The sequence below is a fragment of the Mesorhizobium sp. 1M-11 genome (assembly GCF_001303895.1).
Classification (GTDB): Bacteria; Pseudomonadota; Alphaproteobacteria; order Rhizobiales; family Rhizobiaceae; genus Mesorhizobium.
The window spans coordinates 221,206-238,351 of the sequence record NZ_LJSD01000037.1; the positions used below are offsets into that span (position 1 = coordinate 221,206).

16 protein-coding genes are annotated in these 17,146 nt (G+C 61.8%); 7 read left to right on the top strand and 9 right to left on the bottom strand.

Annotated elements, in window-relative coordinates:
• Positions 1-94 precede the first annotated feature (94 nt).
• Genes AO692_RS16110 through AO692_RS16120 form a run of 3 tightly spaced genes read right to left on the bottom strand, consistent with a single transcriptional unit; the run spans position 95 to position 3,715 of the window.
• The gene (locus tag AO692_RS16110; RefSeq protein ID WP_054311055.1) at positions 95-1,243 is read right to left on the bottom strand and encodes an alanine racemase; all 1,149 of its coding nucleotides are present in this window, start codon (positions 1,241-1,243) and stop codon (positions 95-97) included.
• Positions 1,243-2,526, bottom strand: coding sequence for a D-arabinono-1,4-lactone oxidase (locus AO692_RS16115; RefSeq protein ID WP_054311056.1), 1,284 nt, complete (start codon positions 2,524-2,526; stop codon positions 1,243-1,245). Before AO692_RS16115 ends, AO692_RS16110 begins: the two co-directional genes overlap by 1 nt.
• Before the next feature lie 13 nt (positions 2,527-2,539).
• Positions 2,540-3,715 (bottom strand): MFS transporter, encoded by a 1,176-nt coding sequence (locus AO692_RS16120; protein WP_054311057.1) that lies wholly within the window; start codon positions 3,713-3,715, stop codon positions 2,540-2,542.
• A gap of 158 nt (positions 3,716-3,873) precedes the next feature.
• Here AO692_RS16120 and AO692_RS16125 point away from each other — a divergent pair, with 158 nt between their 5' ends.
• A complete protein-coding gene (locus AO692_RS16125; protein WP_054311058.1) occupies positions 3,874-4,509 on the top strand; it encodes a TetR/AcrR family transcriptional regulator in 636 nt (211 codons plus the stop codon).
• A 131-nt stretch (positions 4,510-4,640) separates the two neighbouring features.
• On the opposite strand, the gene AO692_RS16130 is transcribed toward AO692_RS16125, so the two are convergent.
• Entirely contained in the window at positions 4,641-5,444 is an 804-nt protein-coding gene (locus AO692_RS16130; protein ID WP_054311227.1) for a class I SAM-dependent methyltransferase, read from the bottom strand.
• Positions 5,445-5,764: 320 nt separating this feature from the next.
• Between AO692_RS16130 and groES the strand changes: the two genes are divergently transcribed.
• The 3 genes from groES (at position 5,765) to AO692_RS16145 (ending at position 9,036) form a co-directional block, all read left to right on the top strand.
• Entirely contained in the window at positions 5,765-6,061 is a 297-nt protein-coding gene (gene groES / locus AO692_RS16135) for a co-chaperone GroES (RefSeq protein WP_019173599.1), read from the top strand.
• A 112-nt stretch (positions 6,062-6,173) separates the two neighbouring features.
• Positions 6,174-7,814: a chaperonin GroEL gene (groL, locus tag AO692_RS16140; RefSeq protein ID WP_054311059.1), complete on the top strand. Its 1,641-nt coding sequence runs from the start codon at positions 6,174-6,176 to the stop codon at positions 7,812-7,814.
• Positions 7,815-8,130: 316 nt separating this feature from the next.
• Complete coding sequence (locus tag AO692_RS16145) at positions 8,131-9,036, top strand: aminoglycoside phosphotransferase family protein (RefSeq protein WP_054311060.1); 906 nt, start codon at positions 8,131-8,133, stop codon at positions 9,034-9,036.
• On the opposite strand, the gene AO692_RS16150 is transcribed toward AO692_RS16145, so the two are convergent.
• The 5 genes from AO692_RS16150 to AO692_RS16170 form a co-directional block, all read right to left on the bottom strand.
• A complete protein-coding gene (locus AO692_RS16150) occupies positions 9,018-10,394 on the bottom strand; it encodes an ATP-binding protein (protein WP_054311061.1) in 1,377 nt (458 codons plus the stop codon). The genes AO692_RS16145 and AO692_RS16150 overlap by 19 nt on opposite strands.
• Positions 10,381-11,058, bottom strand: a complete 678-nt coding sequence (locus tag AO692_RS16155) for a winged helix-turn-helix domain-containing protein (RefSeq protein WP_054311062.1) — start codon at positions 11,056-11,058, stop codon at positions 10,381-10,383. Before AO692_RS16155 ends, AO692_RS16150 begins: the two co-directional genes overlap by 14 nt.
• 303 nt (positions 11,059-11,361) lie before the next feature.
• The gene (locus tag AO692_RS16160) at positions 11,362-12,123 is read right to left on the bottom strand and encodes an SDR family NAD(P)-dependent oxidoreductase (protein ID WP_054311063.1); all 762 of its coding nucleotides are present in this window, start codon (positions 12,121-12,123) and stop codon (positions 11,362-11,364) included.
• Positions 12,124-12,204: 81 nt separating this feature from the next.
• Positions 12,205-13,335, bottom strand: coding sequence for a metallophosphoesterase (locus AO692_RS16165; RefSeq protein ID WP_054311064.1), 1,131 nt, complete (start codon positions 13,333-13,335; stop codon positions 12,205-12,207).
• A gap of 7 nt (positions 13,336-13,342) precedes the next feature.
• On the bottom strand, positions 13,343-13,957 hold the full coding sequence (locus tag AO692_RS16170) for a TetR/AcrR family transcriptional regulator (protein ID WP_244483373.1): 615 nt from the start codon (positions 13,955-13,957) through the stop codon (positions 13,343-13,345).
• 152 nt (positions 13,958-14,109) lie between these two features.
• On the opposite strand from AO692_RS16170, the gene AO692_RS16175 reads away from it, so the two are divergent.
• The 3 genes from AO692_RS16175 to AO692_RS16185 all read left to right on the top strand — a co-directional run bounded on the left by AO692_RS16175 (position 14,110) and on the right by AO692_RS16185 (position 16,959).
• Complete coding sequence (locus AO692_RS16175; RefSeq protein WP_244483374.1) at positions 14,110-14,901, top strand: NIPSNAP family protein; 792 nt, start codon at positions 14,110-14,112, stop codon at positions 14,899-14,901.
• Positions 14,902-15,017: 116 nt separating this feature from the next.
• Positions 15,018-16,415, top strand: coding sequence for a class II fumarate hydratase (gene fumC / locus AO692_RS16180; RefSeq protein ID WP_054311065.1), 1,398 nt, complete (start codon positions 15,018-15,020; stop codon positions 16,413-16,415).
• A gap of 124 nt (positions 16,416-16,539) precedes the next feature.
• On the top strand, positions 16,540-16,959 hold the full coding sequence (locus AO692_RS16185; RefSeq protein ID WP_054311066.1) for a DoxX family protein: 420 nt from the start codon (positions 16,540-16,542) through the stop codon (positions 16,957-16,959).
• Positions 16,960-17,146: the final 187 nt, after the last annotated feature.

Here is a 17,146-nt window from a genome sequence, read left to right on the forward strand (position 1 = left end):
TTAGACTACGTCAACAATATTGTTGACTAAGTCAAATATATGCATGCCAGAGGCAGCTATCAAGCCCACTTGTTGCGCTTTTACGAAAGACGCTTCAGCCCACTGGCAGAACCGGCCATTGCTCTACAACACGTCCTTGCGAAAACACCGCGATGGTACCGAACTGCTGCAGTACGAATTCGGACTGGGTTGGACGCAGAAAAAAGAAATCGTCTGGTTGAAGCTTGGTATTGTCCGGCAGAGCCATGAATTGCTGGTTGGAGGATTGGCCGAGTGTGGCTTCCTCCCGCGCCCCTTCGGGAAAGACCGGCTTCGCCATCCACTTGCCGCCATAGATGTAGCAGCCGCGTCGCGGAAACCGGCCAAGCGCCTGCAACGCCCTACCGACGAAAGCCGGCCCCGGCAATTGCGCTTCCACCACCTTCAGCACAGGCGTCGCGATGAAAGCGGCGGGCTGGAATCCGGTCAGGCCGGCCGTATCGAAGTCGCTCGGCAGCACGAATGCCGAACCGATCGACACTTCGTTCGCCTGCGTCCGCACCCCATGCAGCAGCGCTGTCTTCGAGCCACCGGTGTTGAGTATCTGCCGCTCACCGGACGCGAGGCAGGCGATGAAGGCCTGGAATGCGGCGACAGATTCCGCCAACGCTTTTTCCGGTCCGCCGAACAGGTTCGGGATATGAGGCGCATGCGCCTCGTAGCCCATGATGCCTTCACAATGCAGCAGGGGATGCTGGCGAACCCGCTGCAGCGCCTGCGACAGCGCCGCCGGTTCTGCGATACCGCCGCGATGCAGGCCGATGTCGACCTCGAAGGCGATGCGCAGGTCGCAGCCCAGCGTCTCGGCCATGACCATATATTGCTCCAGCCGCGCTTGCGTATCGATCAACCAGCATACGCGTTTCCACGCGTCATCCCTGCGCGACAGCACTTGCCGGACGGCCTCCACCGGCATCGGCTTGCCGAACAGAAGGTCTGCCGTCGGAAAGGCCTTCAGCACCGCTTCGCTGATCGGCAAGTGAAAGGTCATGAATCGCGTCGCGCCGAGGGCATTTGCAATGCGGGAGAGAAGCGGCAGGCAGGCCAGCGACTTGTCGACCAGCCTCAGCGCGAGTTCGGGTGCCAGCTTCTGCCGGGTCAGCGCGATATTGGCATCGAGCCGATCACGGTCCAGCACAAGGCAAGGCTTGAACAGTCCGGCCTCGCGCAGCGCAGCCGTCAAGGTCTGAAAATAGGCGTCCATCACTTCAACCCGAACAGGTCTGCCATATAGGGCGAAACGAAACGGCCCTGCGGATCGATGTCCCGGCGCACGTCCATCGCGTCCCTCCAGCGTGGATAGAGCGCCTCGAAGTCCTCGGCTTTCAGGCTATGCATCTTCCCCCAGTGCGGACGCCCGCCATATTTGCGGAAGATCGGTTCAGCCGCCCGCATGAAGGGCAGCGGGTCGTTGGCGGCGTCGTGATGGATCGCGATCGAGCAGGTCGGCCGCTTGTAGAAAGGACTGAGCCAGAATTCGTCGCCGGCCACCGAGCGGACCTCCATCGGGAAATAGACCTCCGGAAAGCGTTTTTCGGTCAGCTCGATGATTTCACCCAATGCCCGAGGCCCTTCCTCGAAAGGCAGGTGATATTCCATCTCGTTGAAGCGGGTACGACGGTCGCTGGCGTAGACGTTGAGCCAATCCTGCACATAATCCTCCGACGGCAGCCTCGCCATGACCGAGCGGATGATCAATCCGCGTAGCCAGGGCGCCCGACGCAGCCCCGAGCGCAGCTTGCGCAGCGTCGCCAGTCCCTCCTCGTCCTCTTCCGGCGGCCGCGGGCTGACCGGCTTGTCGGACAGGTCGCTGGCAATGAACTGCGCGTGGCCCGAAAAGGGCACGTAGTAGAATTCGGCTGAGCGGTGTGCGCCCATCATCGGTTCGAATTCGGCCAGCATCTCCCTGATCGGCAGCACCCATTTTCGGCGGTGCAGCCTGTAAGTCGGGATGTTCTTCAGCGTGACTTCCGTCAACACGCCGAAGCTCCCGAGTGCCACGCCGGTGGCGTGGATCATGTCGCGATCCTTGGCCGACGTCAGTTCACGCACCGCGCCGCGCCCATCAACGAACTGCGTCGCCTGGAGTTGTGTGTGATAAGCGCCGAGCATCCGGCCCGAACCGTGTGTCGCGGTGCCGAGCGCGCCGCCGATCGCCTGCCTGTCGATGTCACCCATATTGGGCAGGCCCTGGCCGATATCCTGCAGGAGCAGCATCAGCGACCGGAGCCTTGTGCCGGCGCGGACACGCGCGACATTGGCAGCTGCGTCGTGCGAAACCAGCCCTTCGAACTTCTCCAGCGACAGCATCGTACCGTCCGTCCTGGCGAGCGGCGTGAACGAATGCCCTGCCCCGACGACGCGCAGCGGACCTGACGCTGTCTTCACAGCCTCAACGATGCCGTCGAGGCTATCGGGATTCAAAATCCGCAGCGGCGAGGCTTCGACAAAGCCCGACCAGTTCGTCCAGCGCAAGGTATCTGTCATGAACACCCTCGGCTCAGGCGACAGCGCGGCGGCGCGTCAGGGCGAGGAACAGGCCAAGCAACGCGATGGAAGCGACGACGCTGGCAGCCGCGAATTCCGGCACCGCACGGAAATCCGCTTCCTCGATGAGCAGCGAGGCGGCGACAGGTCCAAGCGCCAGTCCGAACAGCTGCGCGGCCGGCACGAGAAGCGCCGTCGTGCGCGTCTCATCCGAGGTGATCGCCAATCGGATCTGGTAGGGAACGACGAAGAGCAGGATGAAACCCATGGCCAGCGCAGCTGCCCAGAAAGTGGTCAGGGCCGGCCCACTGGCCAGTGTGACGCACGCAAGCACGGCAACGATGCCGACGGCAGTGATGGCGAGCCGATAGTCGATGCGCGCCTCGAAGACGGTTGCCGTCATCGCGCCCAGGATCTGCGCAGCCAAACTCGCCGAGACGATCAGGCCGACCGTGCGGCCGTCGATGCCGTATTGTGCGCCCAGCGGTTCCAGGAAAGCCCAGACAGAGCCAAAGAACATGAAGTAACAGAAGATGCAAAGCAGTGCGGTGATGGCGCCTGGCGTCAACACGTTGGCGAAATGCTCATCCTTCGGAAGGTCCGCATAGTCGTCAGGCACTGCGCGTGCAACGGCAACCGACAGCCCGCAAACCACGGCCAACGTGACGAAACCGCCGCTCGCGCCATAGGCCGGGATGACGGCAAGCGCCAGCAGCAAAGCCAGAACGCATTGCGCCAAGGTCTGCAGTGACACGAAATAGCCGCCGATCCGCTCTGCCCGGCGCGAACGCGCGATCAGTTCGGTCGCGACCGCCACCAGACCACCCTCGGCGAAGCCCGCAACGGCGCGGGCCGCGATCAGCATGTTGGCGTTCGCCGCGTAGGCTGTCCACACATTGGCCAATGCCAGAAGGAGAAGCAGGATCGTGCTTTTGCGACGCATGTTGCGCGCCGAGAGAACCATCGCCACGGTGGCCGAGCCGATACCGATGGTGATCAGTTCCGCAGTTGCCACCAGCGCCAGTTCATCGCCGCTGACATGACCTTGCGTGAACAGCGCGCCAAGCAGCACCGGCTGCAGACCAAGGATCAGCAGCCCGACGGAGCCGGTCCATAGAGCCGCGGCAAGCTGCCCGCGCGTCGGATTGCCGACCAGCCAATCCCCATTCCCTGGACGGGCGAGATCCATCGAGTCCACAGGCGCCTCCCAACGTCCGTTGCCTCAACTCAAAAGCTGACAATCAATCAGCATCTTGAAAACTGATACTTTATCATCTTTCCTGTCAACGCGAATTTGCCGACCAGGATCGGTTGGCCAGGATTTGTTGAAATGTGGACAACCGGCGCATGAAACAAGCCAAGCGTGCAGCCACCGGATCGCAGTTGCGGCGCCGCCCGAAACAGGAGCGCAGCCGCGAGCGCATCGACGCAATCCTGGCCACCGCCAAGCGGTTGATCGGCGAAAAAGGCATAGACGCCGTCACCATGAAGGAAGTCGGCGCGCTGGCCGGCGGACCGATCGCCACCGTCTATCACTACTTCCCGAACAAGTCCGCGATCCTGGCCACGCTCTACGAGCGCTTTTCGGAAGTAACGCGGGCGCGCCAGTGGGAGATCGTCGTTGGCATCGACGGGCTGGAGAGCATGATCGCGGCTTCCGACCGGATGCTCGACGACTATTACGAGCGCGTCGCTGGAGACCCCGCCATCCAGGACCTGCAGAACGCCATCCAGGCTGACAAGGCGCTGCAGAATCTCGACATCGCCGAGACGCATCATCAGGCCGATGTCTTCTGCGGTCAGGTTATCCATCTGCTGAAGCCGGAGCGGCGCGAAGAGTTTCGACGCTTGGTATTCCTGTTCTTCCAGCTCGCCGGCGGCGTCGTGCGGCTGGCGCTGACACAGGACAAAACGCAGGGACAACGCATCGTCGACGATTACAAATCGATCATCCACGGCCAGTTGCGCGCTTTTTTCGACTAGCGATTTTCCGTCCGGAATTGCGTAAAAACAAATAGTTAGAGCGTTTTTTGTGAAAAACAGAAACGCTCCAGGCACGGCCTCAGGCCGAAAGGCGCGAGACGTCGCAAAGCGCCAAAGCCATATTTCCTCGTCTAGGTCACAGCCACGATGACGTGAGCCTGGATCTTGGCGGCAACGTCACCGTGCCCATGCCTTTCTGCGATCGCAGCTTCGGCGCAGTCGGTCGCAGCGTCCAATTTTCCGGCCTCGATCTCGTTGCGAAGGGGCGTTCCCTGACAATACGCTACGGCCGGGAGACGGGGCGAGGACGCACGGCTTTGTTCGGCTTTCGTCTCGATCATCAGACGGGAGAAACCTGCGCCTTCGAGTTCGCCGCGGATCAGCGCCGTATCGTGATAGCCGTGCGGCGTGCGCGCCAGGAAGCGCGGCGGATCGTTCGGAAAAATCCTTGCAAGAGCATTCGTCACATCATTCGCAAACACGTTTTCTTCGATGCGATCCCATACGTTGAACAAAAAGTGCCCACCAGGTTTCAGGACCCGCCTTGCTTCACGGTAGCCCGCAGGACGGTCGGGGAAAAACATCGCGCCGAACTGACAACAAACGACATCAAAGACGGCGTCTTCAAAAGGCAGCGCCAAAGCATCCGCCTGGCGCCATTTGATGCGACGGTCAGGAGGCTGCCTGGAGGCGGCGTAATCCAGCATCGACTGATTGAGATCGGTCACGACATAGCTTGCGCCAGCAGACAAGTTCGGCGCCAGTGCTCGTGTGACGACCCCGGTGCCTGCGGCGATTTCCAAAACGGCGCTTGGCGAGAGGGACGCGGCCCGTTGCGCAAGATCGGCTGCGTACGGCTCGAAAATCAACGGCACCATATAGCGGTCATAGTTTTCCGGGACCGAACCGGCGAACACCTTATCCGCTTCCAGCATGGCCACCACCCGCGGTCCATCCGACAACGCGAGATTAGCATAATTCTTGTCCGCTTGGATCATGCGCCCGACAGGCAGCCAAACAGTCTTCGCCCGGCCTGTGCCGATCAAGATCGGCTGCGATGAATCCCCGGCTGACAGCGCAACCGGGACAAACGACAATTTTCATGCGGCCAGATGCCGCGCCGCGCCTTGACTCTCCCCGGAGGCGGGATTATCTCACCGCCACGTTAGCACTCACCCATAGCGAGTGCTAACCGAAGGTCCGGCAGGGCCGGACGGAGGAAATTCTTTCTCACCTTTCGCACCGAGGAAATCAAATGGCAAAGTCGAAGTTCCGCCCGCTTCATGACCGCGTGGTCGTTCGCCGGGTTGAATCCGAAGAAAAGACGGCTGGCGGGATCATCATCCCCGACACCGCCAAGGAAAAGCCGCAGGAAGGCGAAGTCATCGCCGTCGGCTCTGGCGCTCGTGACGAGGCCGGCAAGCTGGTTCCGCTGGACGTCAAGGCCGGCGACCGCGTCCTGTTCGGCAAGTGGTCGGGCACCGAAGTGAAGCTCAATGGCGAAGACCTTCTGATCATGAAGGAATCCGACATCATGGGCATCATCGGCTAAAGCATGATCCCGAAAAGTTGCAGACTTTTCGGACAAGATTATGCGGAGCCAAGTCCTGCCCTCATCCGCACCATCCAATCTTGATTTCGGGCGCAAAGCCCAGGAGTAAAAAATGGCTGCTAAAGAAGTAAAATTCTCCCGTGATGCCCGCGAGCGCATGCTGCGCGGCGTCAACATCCTCGCCGATGCGGTGAAGGTGACCCTCGGCCCGAAGGGCCGCAATGTCGTCATCGACAAGTCGTTCGGCGCCCCGCGCATCACCAAGGACGGCGTCACCGTCGCCAAGGAAATCGAACTTGAAGACAAGTTCGAGAACATGGGCGCCCAGATGGTCCGTGAAGTCGCTTCGAAGACCAACGACATCGCCGGCGACGGCACCACGACCGCAACCGTTCTGGCCCAGGCGATCGTGCAGGAAGGCGCCAAGTCTGTTGCCGCCGGCATGAACCCGATGGACCTGAAGCGCGGCATCGACCTCGCCGTCGTTGAAGTCGTTTCGGCGCTTGGCAAGGCCGCCAAGAAGATCAAGACCTCCGAGGAAGTCGCTCAGGTCGGCACCATCTCGGCCAATGGCGACGAGTCGGTCGGCAAGATGATCGCCGAAGCGATGCAGAAGGTCGGCAACGAAGGCGTCATTACGGTCGAGGAAGCCAAGACCGCCGAGACCGAACTGGAAGTCGTTGAAGGCATGCAGTTCGACCGCGGCTACCTGTCGCCGTACTTCATCACCAACCCGGACAAGATGATTGCCGAGCTCGAGGACGCCTATATCCTCCTGCACGAGAAGAAGCTGTCCAACCTGCAGGCCATGCTCCCGGTTCTCGAAGCCGTCGTGCAGACCTCCAAGCCGCTCCTCATCATCTCGGAAGACGTCGAAGGCGAGGCCCTGGCCACGCTGGTCGTCAACAAGCTGCGCGGTGGCCTGAAGATCGCCGCCGTCAAGGCTCCGGGCTTCGGCGACCGCCGCAAGGCCATGCTGGAAGACATCGCCATCCTCACCGGTGGCCAGGTCATCTCGGAAGACCTCGGCATCAAGCTCGAAAGCGTGACGCTCAACATGCTCGGTAAGGCCAAGAAGGTCCGTATCGAGAAGGAAAACACCACGATCGTCGACGGTGCCGGCAAGAAGGCCGAGATCCAGGGCCGCGTTGCCCAGATCAAGCAGCAGATCGAAGAGACCACCTCGGATTACGACCGTGAGAAGCTCCAGGAGCGTCTTGCCAAGCTGGCTGGCGGCGTTGCCGTCATCCGCGTCGGCGGTGCGACCGAAGTGGAAGTGAAGGAAAAGAAGGACCGCGTCGACGACGCCCTGAACGCCACCCGCGCTGCGGTGGAAGAGGGTATCGTTGCTGGCGGCGGCGTTGCCCTGCTGCGTGCCACCCAGGCCATCAAGTCGGCCGGCGTCAATGCCGACCAGGCTGCTGGCATCGCGATCGTCCGTCGCGCCCTTCAGTCTCCGATCCGTCAGATCGCCTCGAATGCCGGCGCTGAAGCCTCGATCGTTGCCGGCAAAGTGCTCGAGAACAAGGGCGCGACCTACGGCTACAACGCCCAGACCGGCGAATACGGCGACATGATCGCCTTCGGTATCGTCGATCCGGTCAAGGTCGTGCGTACTGCCCTTCAGGATGCCGCTTCGGTTGCCGGCCTGCTGGTCACCACCGAGGCCATGATCGCCGAAGCTCCGAAGAAGGACGCTCCGGCTCCGGCCATGCCTGGTGGCATGGGCGGCATGGGCGGCATGGACTTCTAAGGAAATCCAACAATGCTCAAGCCCGCAAGCGGGGCTTGAGTGGCGACATGGATTTCTAAGTCCAGCCAACCGGCTCAAGCTTACGAAGGGCGGCAGAAATGCCGCCCTTTTCTTTGATGCGGTTGTTTCCGCCGCTCGCTCCAGCGTTTCCAGCGTCGAAAGAATTTTCAAGATCTGCCGGTAAGTGCCGGCAATGATATGGTTTTTTAACGAAATCCGTCTACGGCTGTCCTTCTCAGGCAATGTACGGGAAAGGGCGGCAGAAATGTCGCCCTTTCTTCTTTTGCAAAGGTGCCGACACGCACCAGGGACAGCCATGCCGGGCAAATCCGGAATCACGGTCGAGATCGATAAGGCGCTGGTGCGGCGACTGATCGCCGCGCAATTTCCGCAGTGGACCGATCTGCCGATCCGCAAGGTTGAACCTGGCGGTTGGGACAACCGCACCTTCCTGTTGGGCGACGAGATGAGTGTGCGGCTGCCGAGCGCAGCCGGCTACGCAGCGCAAGTGGCCAACGAACAGCGTTGGCTCCCGAAACTGGCACCGCATTTGCCATTGCCAATCCCCACGCCGCTCGCCTGGGGTAAACTTGGCGAGGACTATCCTTGGTCCTGGTCGATCTATGGCTGGCTGGAGGGCGAGACGGCATCGGAGGAGCGAATCGGCGACCTTGCCGAATTCGCGGTCGATCTGGCCGATTTCCTCGCCGCACTCCACCGGATCGATACGGCCGGTGGACCGCCCGCCGGAGCGCAGAACTACTTCAGGGGCGGTAGTCTTGCCGTCTATGACGGCCAGACACGAGAGGCGCTTCGCCTGCTCCAAGACAGGATCGACACAACAACGGCGCGCGCGATCTGGGAAGAAGCACTCGAAACCGAGTGGCAGCATCCACCGGTCTGGGTGCACGGCGATATCGCCTGGGGCAATCTGCTGGTGAAGGACGGCAAACTATGCGGCGTCATAGACTTCGGCAGTTCGGCGATCGGCGATCCGGCCTGCGATCTGGCGATCGCCTGGACGCTGTTTCGAAACGAGAGCCGTAGCGCTTTCCGCACGGCCCTGCCCCTCGACGGAGGCACCTGGACACGCGGCCGCGCCTGGACATTGTGGAAGGCGATGATCACCGTTTCGGGCCAGATCGGCCGGAGCGCGGCGGAGATCGCCATATCGGCAAATGTCATCGATGCTGTGCTGGCCGACTACCGAACGGAGACCTGAGTCCCGCTGGGAAAAACCACGACGGCTGCAACGCCGGGATCGAGCGGCTGCATCGAAACCGCCGCGCCATGCAGATCGGCGATCGCCCTGACGAGGCTCAGCCCCAATCCGGTCCCAGGCATTGAGCGGCTCTTGTCCAGCCGGTAAAGCCGCTGAAAGACCTTCTCGTGCTCTTGCAGGGGAATGCCCGGGCCATCGTCTCGCACCTCCACAACGAGACCAACGGCTTGTCGAGTTACAGAAATTTCGATCCGCGTACCGGCGGGCGTATGACGGATGGCGTTTTCGATGAGATTGGCGAAAAGCTGCGTCAGCAACTCACGATCTCCGGTAATCGTACCATCGGCGTCGTTGCGCTCGAGGAAGAGCGTCTTGCCATCGTCCTTGGCGACCTCGGCATAGATCTCCGCAACCGAAGCCACCACCTCGGCGAGGTCAAGTTGCACAAAACGTGCCTTGCGCGCGCCGGCCTCGATCTGCGCGATGCGCAGCAGAGCATCGAAAGTCTCGTCGATTTGCGAGCTTTCGGCGCGTGCTTCGGCGAGGTCTGCCGAAACGTCCTCGCACCTGCCTGCCTTGTCGGCGGCGCTGTCCAAGATCATGTGCAGGCGGTTGAGCGGCGTTTTCAGATCATGGGCGATGTCGCTGGAGACTTGCCGCATGCCTTCGACCAGAGAGCCCAGCCTGTCGAGGGCGGCATTGATCTGGATCGACACGGCATCGATGTCGTCATCGCGGCCGAGCTGCGGAATGCGCGCGTCGAGCTTGCCATGCGAGACCGCAACCATGGTGTCGCCGATCGCATCCAGCCGCCGTTGCACCCGCGAGGCGAGATAGGCACCGCCAGCGATGGCAAGCCCCGCAACAATAATGGCGGCCCAGGCGAAACTGGCCAAGAGGAGGCCCTCCAGTTCCTCCGTCTCGGTGAAGCTCTGCGCGACGGTGAGGTCGGCCGAGCCGACCTTGCCCGAATAGGCCCGGTATGGCGCCGTATCGGGAAATCCCGGCGTCCCTTCGGGCACGGTCGCAAATCCCAAAGGCAAGTCGATCGCCGAAAGATTGCCGGCCAGGCTCTCGCCTTGCGGTCCCGTCAACGAGATCAGCTGATCGTTGCCGGAACTGCCGTTGGCGTGGCTGTTCACCGCGGTGATGAGGTCGTCGACATCGCTCTCGGCATAGGTCGTCGCAATCATCGAATAGGCCTGCCGGACTGAGTCATCGAGGCGCCGGTTCAGGTTCGCGCTCATCGTTTGGTAGACGATACCGCCGGAAAGCAGGAAGGCGAGGATGACAAGCGCCGCGAAGCTCAAGGCGAGACGGAACGGCGTCGAGCGCAGCAGGCTTTCAGCGAGGCGCATGGAGACTATAGCCGGTGTTGCGCACGGTATGCAGCAGCGGCACCGCGAAGGGGCGGTCGATCTTGGCCCGAAGGCGGCTGACATGGGTCTCCACCACGCTGGTCTTGGGGTCGAAATGGAAATCCCAGACGCGTTCCAAAAGCATGGTGCGGGTAATCACCCGCCCCTCACCGCGCATCAGCACTTCCAGAAGACGGAATTCGCGTGGTTGCAGGTCTATCGGATGCCCCCGGCGTACCACATGGCGCTTGACCAGATCCATTTCGAGGTCTGCCACCTTCAGTACAGTCTTCTGTTCCTGCACTGGCGGGCGGCGGCCGAGCGCATTCAATCGCGCCAGAAGTTCGGAAAAGGCGAAAGGCTTGACCAGATAATCATCCGCACCGGCCTCCAATCCTTCGACGCGGTCGTCGACGCCGCCAACGGAAGTGAGGAAGATGGCCGGTGTCAGGACCCCGGCGGCGCGCAAGGACTTGACGACGGAAAGCCCGTCGAGCCCCGGCGTCATGCGGTCCACCACGAAAACGTCATAGGCTTCGCGCGTTGCCTGGAACAGCGCGTCACGGCCGTCGGCAAGCTGATCGCAGACGTGACCCGCCTCGTTCAGCCCTTTGACGACGAAAGCGGCCGTCTTCTTGTCGTCCTCCAGCATCAGGATGCGCATGGGGTCGGATCCGGTTTGGAAGGCCTCGGCAGGTCGCGAGCCGGCGCGCGAACGAGCCGTCATCGCGCAGGCAGTGGCGCGAGGATGAGGTGGCAGGGCTTTATGATAAAATGATGGAACGCCGCGATCCTTGTGATCGCGATGCAGTCCGCCTGTTTCATCGAGAGGGCCTCATTCCATTTGCAAGCAATCGCTTCGTCTAACGAGCGGACGGCTCGAGACGATGGATAACGGCAGCACCTCACCACCACCTGTCCGCCACCTTACGGATCGGTAAGCTTAGCCCCTCTCAAATCGGCAGCGTCACCGCTCCTGATCGGTCGGGCGGATCAGGATCTCGTTGACGTTGACACGCGGCGGCTGCGTGACCGCGTAAAGCACGGCTGCGGCGATATCCTCGGACTGCAGCGGCTCCGTGGCAGCCCTGCGCTGCTCGAGATTGGCCTTCATGGCGGGGTTGGTGATATGGTCACCGAGTTCGGTTTCGACCATACCCGGCTCGATCACCGTCACCCGCACCTTGTCGGCATAGACTTCCCGGCGCAGCGCCTCCGAAAAGGCGACGACGCCGAACTTGGTTGCCGCATAACCCGCCGCCCCGGGATTGGCGATGCGGCCAGCCACCGACGACACGTTGACGATATGGCCCCTGCTTTCCTTCAGATGCGGCAATGCCGTCCGCGTCAGTTCCATCAGCGCGACCAGATTGACCTCGATCATCTGCCGCCAGTCTTCGGCACGCGCCTGGGACACCGGCGATAGCAGCATGACGCCTGCATTGTTGACGATGATGTCCAGCCGTTTGCCATATGCCAGCACATCGTTGATCAGCCCCTGCGCGCTGTCTGGGCGTGCAATGTCCGCCTCGATGGCAAAGACCTTGCCACCGGCCTTCTCGATCCGTTCGGAAAGCGCTTTCAGGCGATCGGCCCGGCGGGCGACGATCGCCACATCGGCACCTGCCGTGGCAAGCGCCAGAGCCGTGGCTTCGCCGATACCGGAGGAAGCGCCGGTGACCAGAGCCACCCTGCCCGCGAGCGGGCGCGCGGAAACCGTAGTCGTCATATCCTGTTCTCCCGGAGAGGATGATGCCCCCGCATCTCCTTTCCATGTAGGGCGCAGCCTCGACCCTGACAGGGCGGACGCTCAGCTTTTCCAGCGCCGTGACAATGCGTTGGTGAACATCACGCCGCCATCGTCGCCGGTCGCTTCTCCGAGTACCACGTCCATGCCATCATTGGTGATGCGGGCCAGCGCGAAGCCGCCCAGATAAGCCGCCTTCGGTTTGACGACATCGAGCCCGTCCCGACGGTAGATCATCGGCGTCTCGTGCTGGTGGCCATGGAAGACGGCGACGATGTTGTAACCCGTGAGCACCGCCAACAGGTCCTCCCGTTGCGCTGCGCTCCACCAATGCGGTGCGCCGGCGCCTTCATCGTCGAAGGTGGATTTCTGCGGGTCCCAGCGCTCAACTGAAAAACTGTCCCAGCCGTAATGCTGGAACAGCACGACGGGCCGGCCATCCGCGGCTTTCGCCGCCAGGTTGCGCTGCAGCCAAGGCAGACTGCTTTCAGCGCCATGGGCCGTATCGCCGGCGAAGCGATGCAACTGCACGAGATGCAGCCCTCCCCAATCCCAGGAATAACAATCGGATGCGACATCGTAGTCGGCGACCGGCACCGGCGGCTTGAAGAAGACACCAGGGCGATGATTGACCTCGACATAGTCGCGCAGTTCGCGCCGATACCAATCCGCGTGCGGCGGCGGACCATTCTGGTCAAGATCGTGATTGCCGAGGCCGACATAGACGGGCACGTGCACGCGGTCCGGCCCGACCCCTTGCTGGTAGCGCTGGCTGAACTGGAGAAGCTGGGTGCCTTCGCTGGGCTGTGTCACCTGGCCGCCACCATCATCGGTCATATCACCGCCCACAACGATACCGAGCGATGTGCCGATCTGATTGCCGGCCGAACGCAAACCGGTGGCAACGCCGTCTATTGCGGACGGCCAAAGCTTGTCGCCGATGCCATTCAGCGCCGCGATCTGACGCAGCAGCGCCGCGTCGGTCTTGCCCTCTTGCAGGCAATTCGGGCTCAGACCGCTCGCCATGCGGCAGGCATGGACGTCGGCGATGAACAGGAAGGTTGCGTCGACCGACGGTATCCCTGCAGCAGGTTGGCCAAAGGCAAAGCTGGGCGCGATCACACCGGCGGTCGCTGCTCCCATACCGGCAAGCAAGCGGCGCCGCGAGATCGAGGACGGAAGCTGATCGGCCATGGCGACCTCAATTCAACACGCCGCCTGCGCTCTCGTCCAGTTCTTTCGCACAGAGCCGCAACAGGCTGGAATCCTGCGCAGTTTTGGCCATTGACATGGCCCCCGAATAGAGCGCTACCACGCTTGCCGCGAACCGCTCCGGGTCAGTACCGGCCTCACCCCCGGCTTGCTGGTCGGCTCTCACCTTGTCGGCGATGGCACTCCGCCACTCCTTGAAAATGCTGGCGAGACGGACCCGGAAATCCGAGTCGGCCAACGACAGCTCATGCGCCAGGTTGTTGAGCGGGCAGCCGCGCACGAAACCTTGTCGCTCCAACCTGTCCGCGACGGTAGCGAAAACCTGCCTGACGCCCGCGCGCACCGAAGCAGAACTTCGCAGGGGCTCGACCCAGGTGCGGCGCACAACTTCGGCGACACGCTCTTCGATAACAGCCAGCGCAAGCGCCTTCTTTGTTGGGAAATGATGGTGCAAGGCGCCACCCGTGACGGCGGCCGCAGCCATCACATCGCCCAGGCTGGTAGCGTGGAAGCCGCGCGCCTGGAAAGATTCCTCGGCCTTGTCGAGCACCCGGCGGCGCATGCCTTCCGGATCGTTGGTGCGTTTCTGGCGGTTGGATTGCATGACGGTCGCCCTTTCATATGTTCGACATCCCGTCGCCGGTCAGTCATGCGGGATGTCAGCAGACAATCACGGCGACAGAACTATCACGTTGACAAAACAGGGCAACCGGTTTGTTTATGAACAGGACAATCACCCTGTTTTGGAGACGCGTCGTGACGGTTCTCGATACCACCCTGCCCGCACCGATCTCTGTCGAGGATGTTCCCGTCGTCGAGCTGCGCCGCTACGCGCTGGTACCTGGCCAGCGCGAGACGTTGATCGAACTGTTCGACCGCGAGTTTGTCGAGACGCAGGAAGCCGCCAACATCAAGATGATCGGACAGTTCCGCGATCTGGGCAGGCCAGACACATTCGTGTGGCTGCGCGGCTTCGCGTCGATGGACGCACGGCGACAGGCACTGGGCTCGTTTTACGATGGGCCGGTCTGGGCGCGTCACAGGAACCAGGCCAACGCAACAATGGTCTCGTCCGACGACGTCCTGTTGTTGAAGCCGGCCTGGCCGGGATCCGGCTTCGATCTGACTGACGCAACACGGCCTGTCGCTGCCAGGCCGGCTGCCAACGACGCCCGGCTGACAAATCCCGCGTCTGAGCGTCTGCTGGCCTCCATCAGCATCGAGATCCACCATCTTGAACCCGATGCAGGGCCCGATTTCGCTTCATCCTACAGAGCACTGGCCGTTCCCGCGCTAAGGGAGGCCTCCGCCTGCCTTCTCGGCGCCTATCTCACAGAGCCAGCCGAGAACACGTTCCCACGCCTGCCCGTGCGCGAGAACGAAAACGTCTTTGTCTCGGTCATCGGTCTGAACAGGAGGCCAGACAGACAAGACAGCGCGTCGACCGTGCCGGACCTGTCCAGCCTGCCCGGCAGCGGACGTTTCGTCTTCGCGAGAACCATTGAAACGCTGTGGCTCTCGCCGACTTCACGCTCGCTGCTGCGGTAGCGCAACGGGCCTCATACCCTTCAACCGATTTGGTTCGCGGGGCTACGCAATCTCCGCTTGAAGCGTTTTGTGCAACGCGATAGGCCCTTGCCACCGCATCAGATTGGAGTGAGGCCGTGAGCGCTGAGAAGACCAGAACCGAAACCGACACGTTCGGCCCGATCGAGGTGGCCAGCGATCGTTACTGGGGTGCGCAGGCACAGCGTTCGCTCGGCAATTTCAAGATAGGCTGGGAAAAGCAGCCGCTTTCGGTGGTGCGGGCGCTCGGCATCGTCAAACGCGCGGCGGCTGAAGCCAACATGGAACTGGGCCGCCTCGACCCCGCGCTTGGCAAGACCATCATTGAAGCCGCGCAGGAAGTGATTGACGGCAAACTCAACGACCATTTCCCGCTTGTCGTCTGGCAGACAGGCTCGGGCACGCAGTCCAATATGAACGCCAATGAGGTGATCTCCAACCGGGCTATCGAACTGCTCGGCGGCGTCATGGGTTCCAAAAAGCCCGTGCATCCGAACGACCACGTCAATATGAGCCAGTCGTCCAACGACACGTATCCGACGGCCATGCACATAGCTTGCGCCGAGCGCATCGTGCACGATCTTCTGCCGGCCCTGAAGCATCTGCATACCGCACTCGAGGCCAAGGCGAAGGCTTTTGACCACATCGTCAAGATCGGCCGCACACATACGCAGGACGCTACGCCGCTGACACTCGGCCAGGAGTTCGGCGGCTATGCCGCGCAGGTCGCCTCGTCCATCAAGCGCATCGAACTGACGCTGCCCGGCCTGCAGGAACTGGCGCAGGGCGGTACCGCCGTCGGCACCGGCCTCAACGCTCCGATCGGTTTCGCCGAGAAAGTCGCGGTCAACATCGCCAAGATCACCGGCATCGACTTCACTTCGGCTCCGAACAAGTTCGAGGCACTTGCAGCGCACGATTCCATGGTGTTCTCGCACGGGGCCATCAATGCAACGGCTGCGGCTCTGTTCAAGATCGCCAACGACATCCGTTTCCTCGGCTCAGGTCCGCGCTCGGGTCTCGGCGAGCTATCGCTGCCGGAAAATGAACCGGGCTCCTCGATCATGCCGGGTAAGGTCAACCCGACGCAGTGCGAGGCGCTGACCCAGGTCTGCGTGCAGGTGTTCGGCAACAACGCGGCACTCACTTTCGCCGGCAGCCAGGGCCATTTCGAGCTCAACGTCTACAATCCGCTGATGGCCTACAATTTCCTGCAGTCGGTGCAGTTGCTCTCCGATGCGGCGGTCTCGTTCACCGACAATTGCGTGGTCGGCATCGAAGCCCGGGAGGACAACATCAAGGCAGCGCTCGAACGCTCGCTGATGCTGGTCACCGCACTGGCGCCGACGATCGGCTACGACAATGCCGCCAAGATCGCCAAGACCGCACACAAGAACGGCACGACGCTGCGCGAAGAGGCCGTCGGCGGCGGTTATGTCACCGATGCCGACTTCGACCGCCTGGTCAAGCCGGAGGACATGACGCATCCCGGGTGATACCGGCTAACGTGACAAACCTGTGAACGATGTGTTGCCGGACAACCGTCTTTAGTGAACGCTGAAGTTGCGTTAATTTGGTGGTATTGTGCTCCTTGGGGAGCGCTTGCCATTGGAGGGTACATTGTCCGTCAACTCATCCGCCGGTTCCGGCGTTACCTCGAATGCTTCGGGCGTCATTCTCGCCAGCCGCATTCTCCTGTCGATCCTTTTCATCCTTGCCGGCTACGCAAAGCTGACCGACCTCGCCGGCACCGCTGGCTTCTTCGGTAGTCTCGGCTTGCCGGTCCCATCGGTCACCGCAGTCGTCGTCGGCCTGGTTGAACTCATCGGCGGCCTGGCCGTGCTGGTCGGTTTCAAAACCCGCATCGCCGCAATCATCCTTGCCGTCTTCGTTCTTGGCGCGACAGCGGCCGCGCATCTCGATTTCTCGCAGCCGCTCAATCCGTTGATGCTGCAGAAGAACCTCGCCATCACCGGCGGCTTCCTGCTGCTCGCCCTGATCGGTGCCGGCGCCTATTCGATCGACGGCCGTCGCGGCTAATTCGATCTGAAAGCAAGAGCAATTCCAGGAAAAGCGTGTAGCGGTTTTCCGTCCGGAATTGCGTAGGACAAAGAGTTAGAGCGTTTCCGTGTTTCCGAGAAAAACGGAAACGCTCTGGAACCAGAAGGCGCGGATGAATTCCGCGCCTTTTTCGTTGTCGATGTCCCCAGGTTCGAAACCGATGTAG

Bases quoted from the DNA above. Each gene is read 5' to 3' on its own strand.
- AO692_RS16150 (WP_054311061.1), bottom strand. From the start codon at position 10,394: ATGCGCCTCGCTGAAAGCCTGCTGCGCTCGACGCCGTTCCGTCTCGCC.
- AO692_RS16120 (WP_054311057.1), bottom strand. From the start codon at position 3,715: ATGGATCTCGCCCGTCCAGGGAATGGGGATTGGCTGGTCGGCAATCCG.
- AO692_RS16145 (WP_054311060.1), top strand. From the start codon at position 8,131: ATGCCGGGCAAATCCGGAATCACGGTCGAGATCGATAAGGCGCTGGTG.
- AO692_RS16165 (WP_054311064.1), bottom strand. From the start codon at position 13,335: ATGGCCGATCAGCTTCCGTCCTCGATCTCGCGGCGCCGCTTGCTTGCC.
- groES (WP_019173599.1), top strand. From the start codon at position 5,765: ATGGCAAAGTCGAAGTTCCGCCCGCTTCATGACCGCGTGGTCGTTCGC.
- AO692_RS16125 (WP_054311058.1), top strand. From the start codon at position 3,874: ATGAAACAAGCCAAGCGTGCAGCCACCGGATCGCAGTTGCGGCGCCGC.
- AO692_RS16130 (WP_054311227.1), bottom strand. From the start codon at position 5,444: ATGCTGGAAGCGGATAAGGTGTTCGCCGGTTCGGTCCCGGAAAACTAT.
- AO692_RS16170 (WP_244483373.1), bottom strand. From the start codon at position 13,957: ATGCAATCCAACCGCCAGAAACGCACCAACGATCCGGAAGGCATGCGC.
- AO692_RS16115 (WP_054311056.1), bottom strand. From the start codon at position 2,526: ATGACAGATACCTTGCGCTGGACGAACTGGTCGGGCTTTGTCGAAGCC.
- AO692_RS16110 (WP_054311055.1), bottom strand. From the start codon at position 1,243: ATGGACGCCTATTTTCAGACCTTGACGGCTGCGCTGCGCGAGGCCGGA.
- AO692_RS16160 (WP_054311063.1), bottom strand. From the start codon at position 12,123: ATGACGACTACGGTTTCCGCGCGCCCGCTCGCGGGCAGGGTGGCTCTG.
- groL (WP_054311059.1), top strand. From the start codon at position 6,174: ATGGCTGCTAAAGAAGTAAAATTCTCCCGTGATGCCCGCGAGCGCATG.
- AO692_RS16155 (WP_054311062.1), bottom strand. From the start codon at position 11,058: ATGCGCATCCTGATGCTGGAGGACGACAAGAAGACGGCCGCTTTCGTC.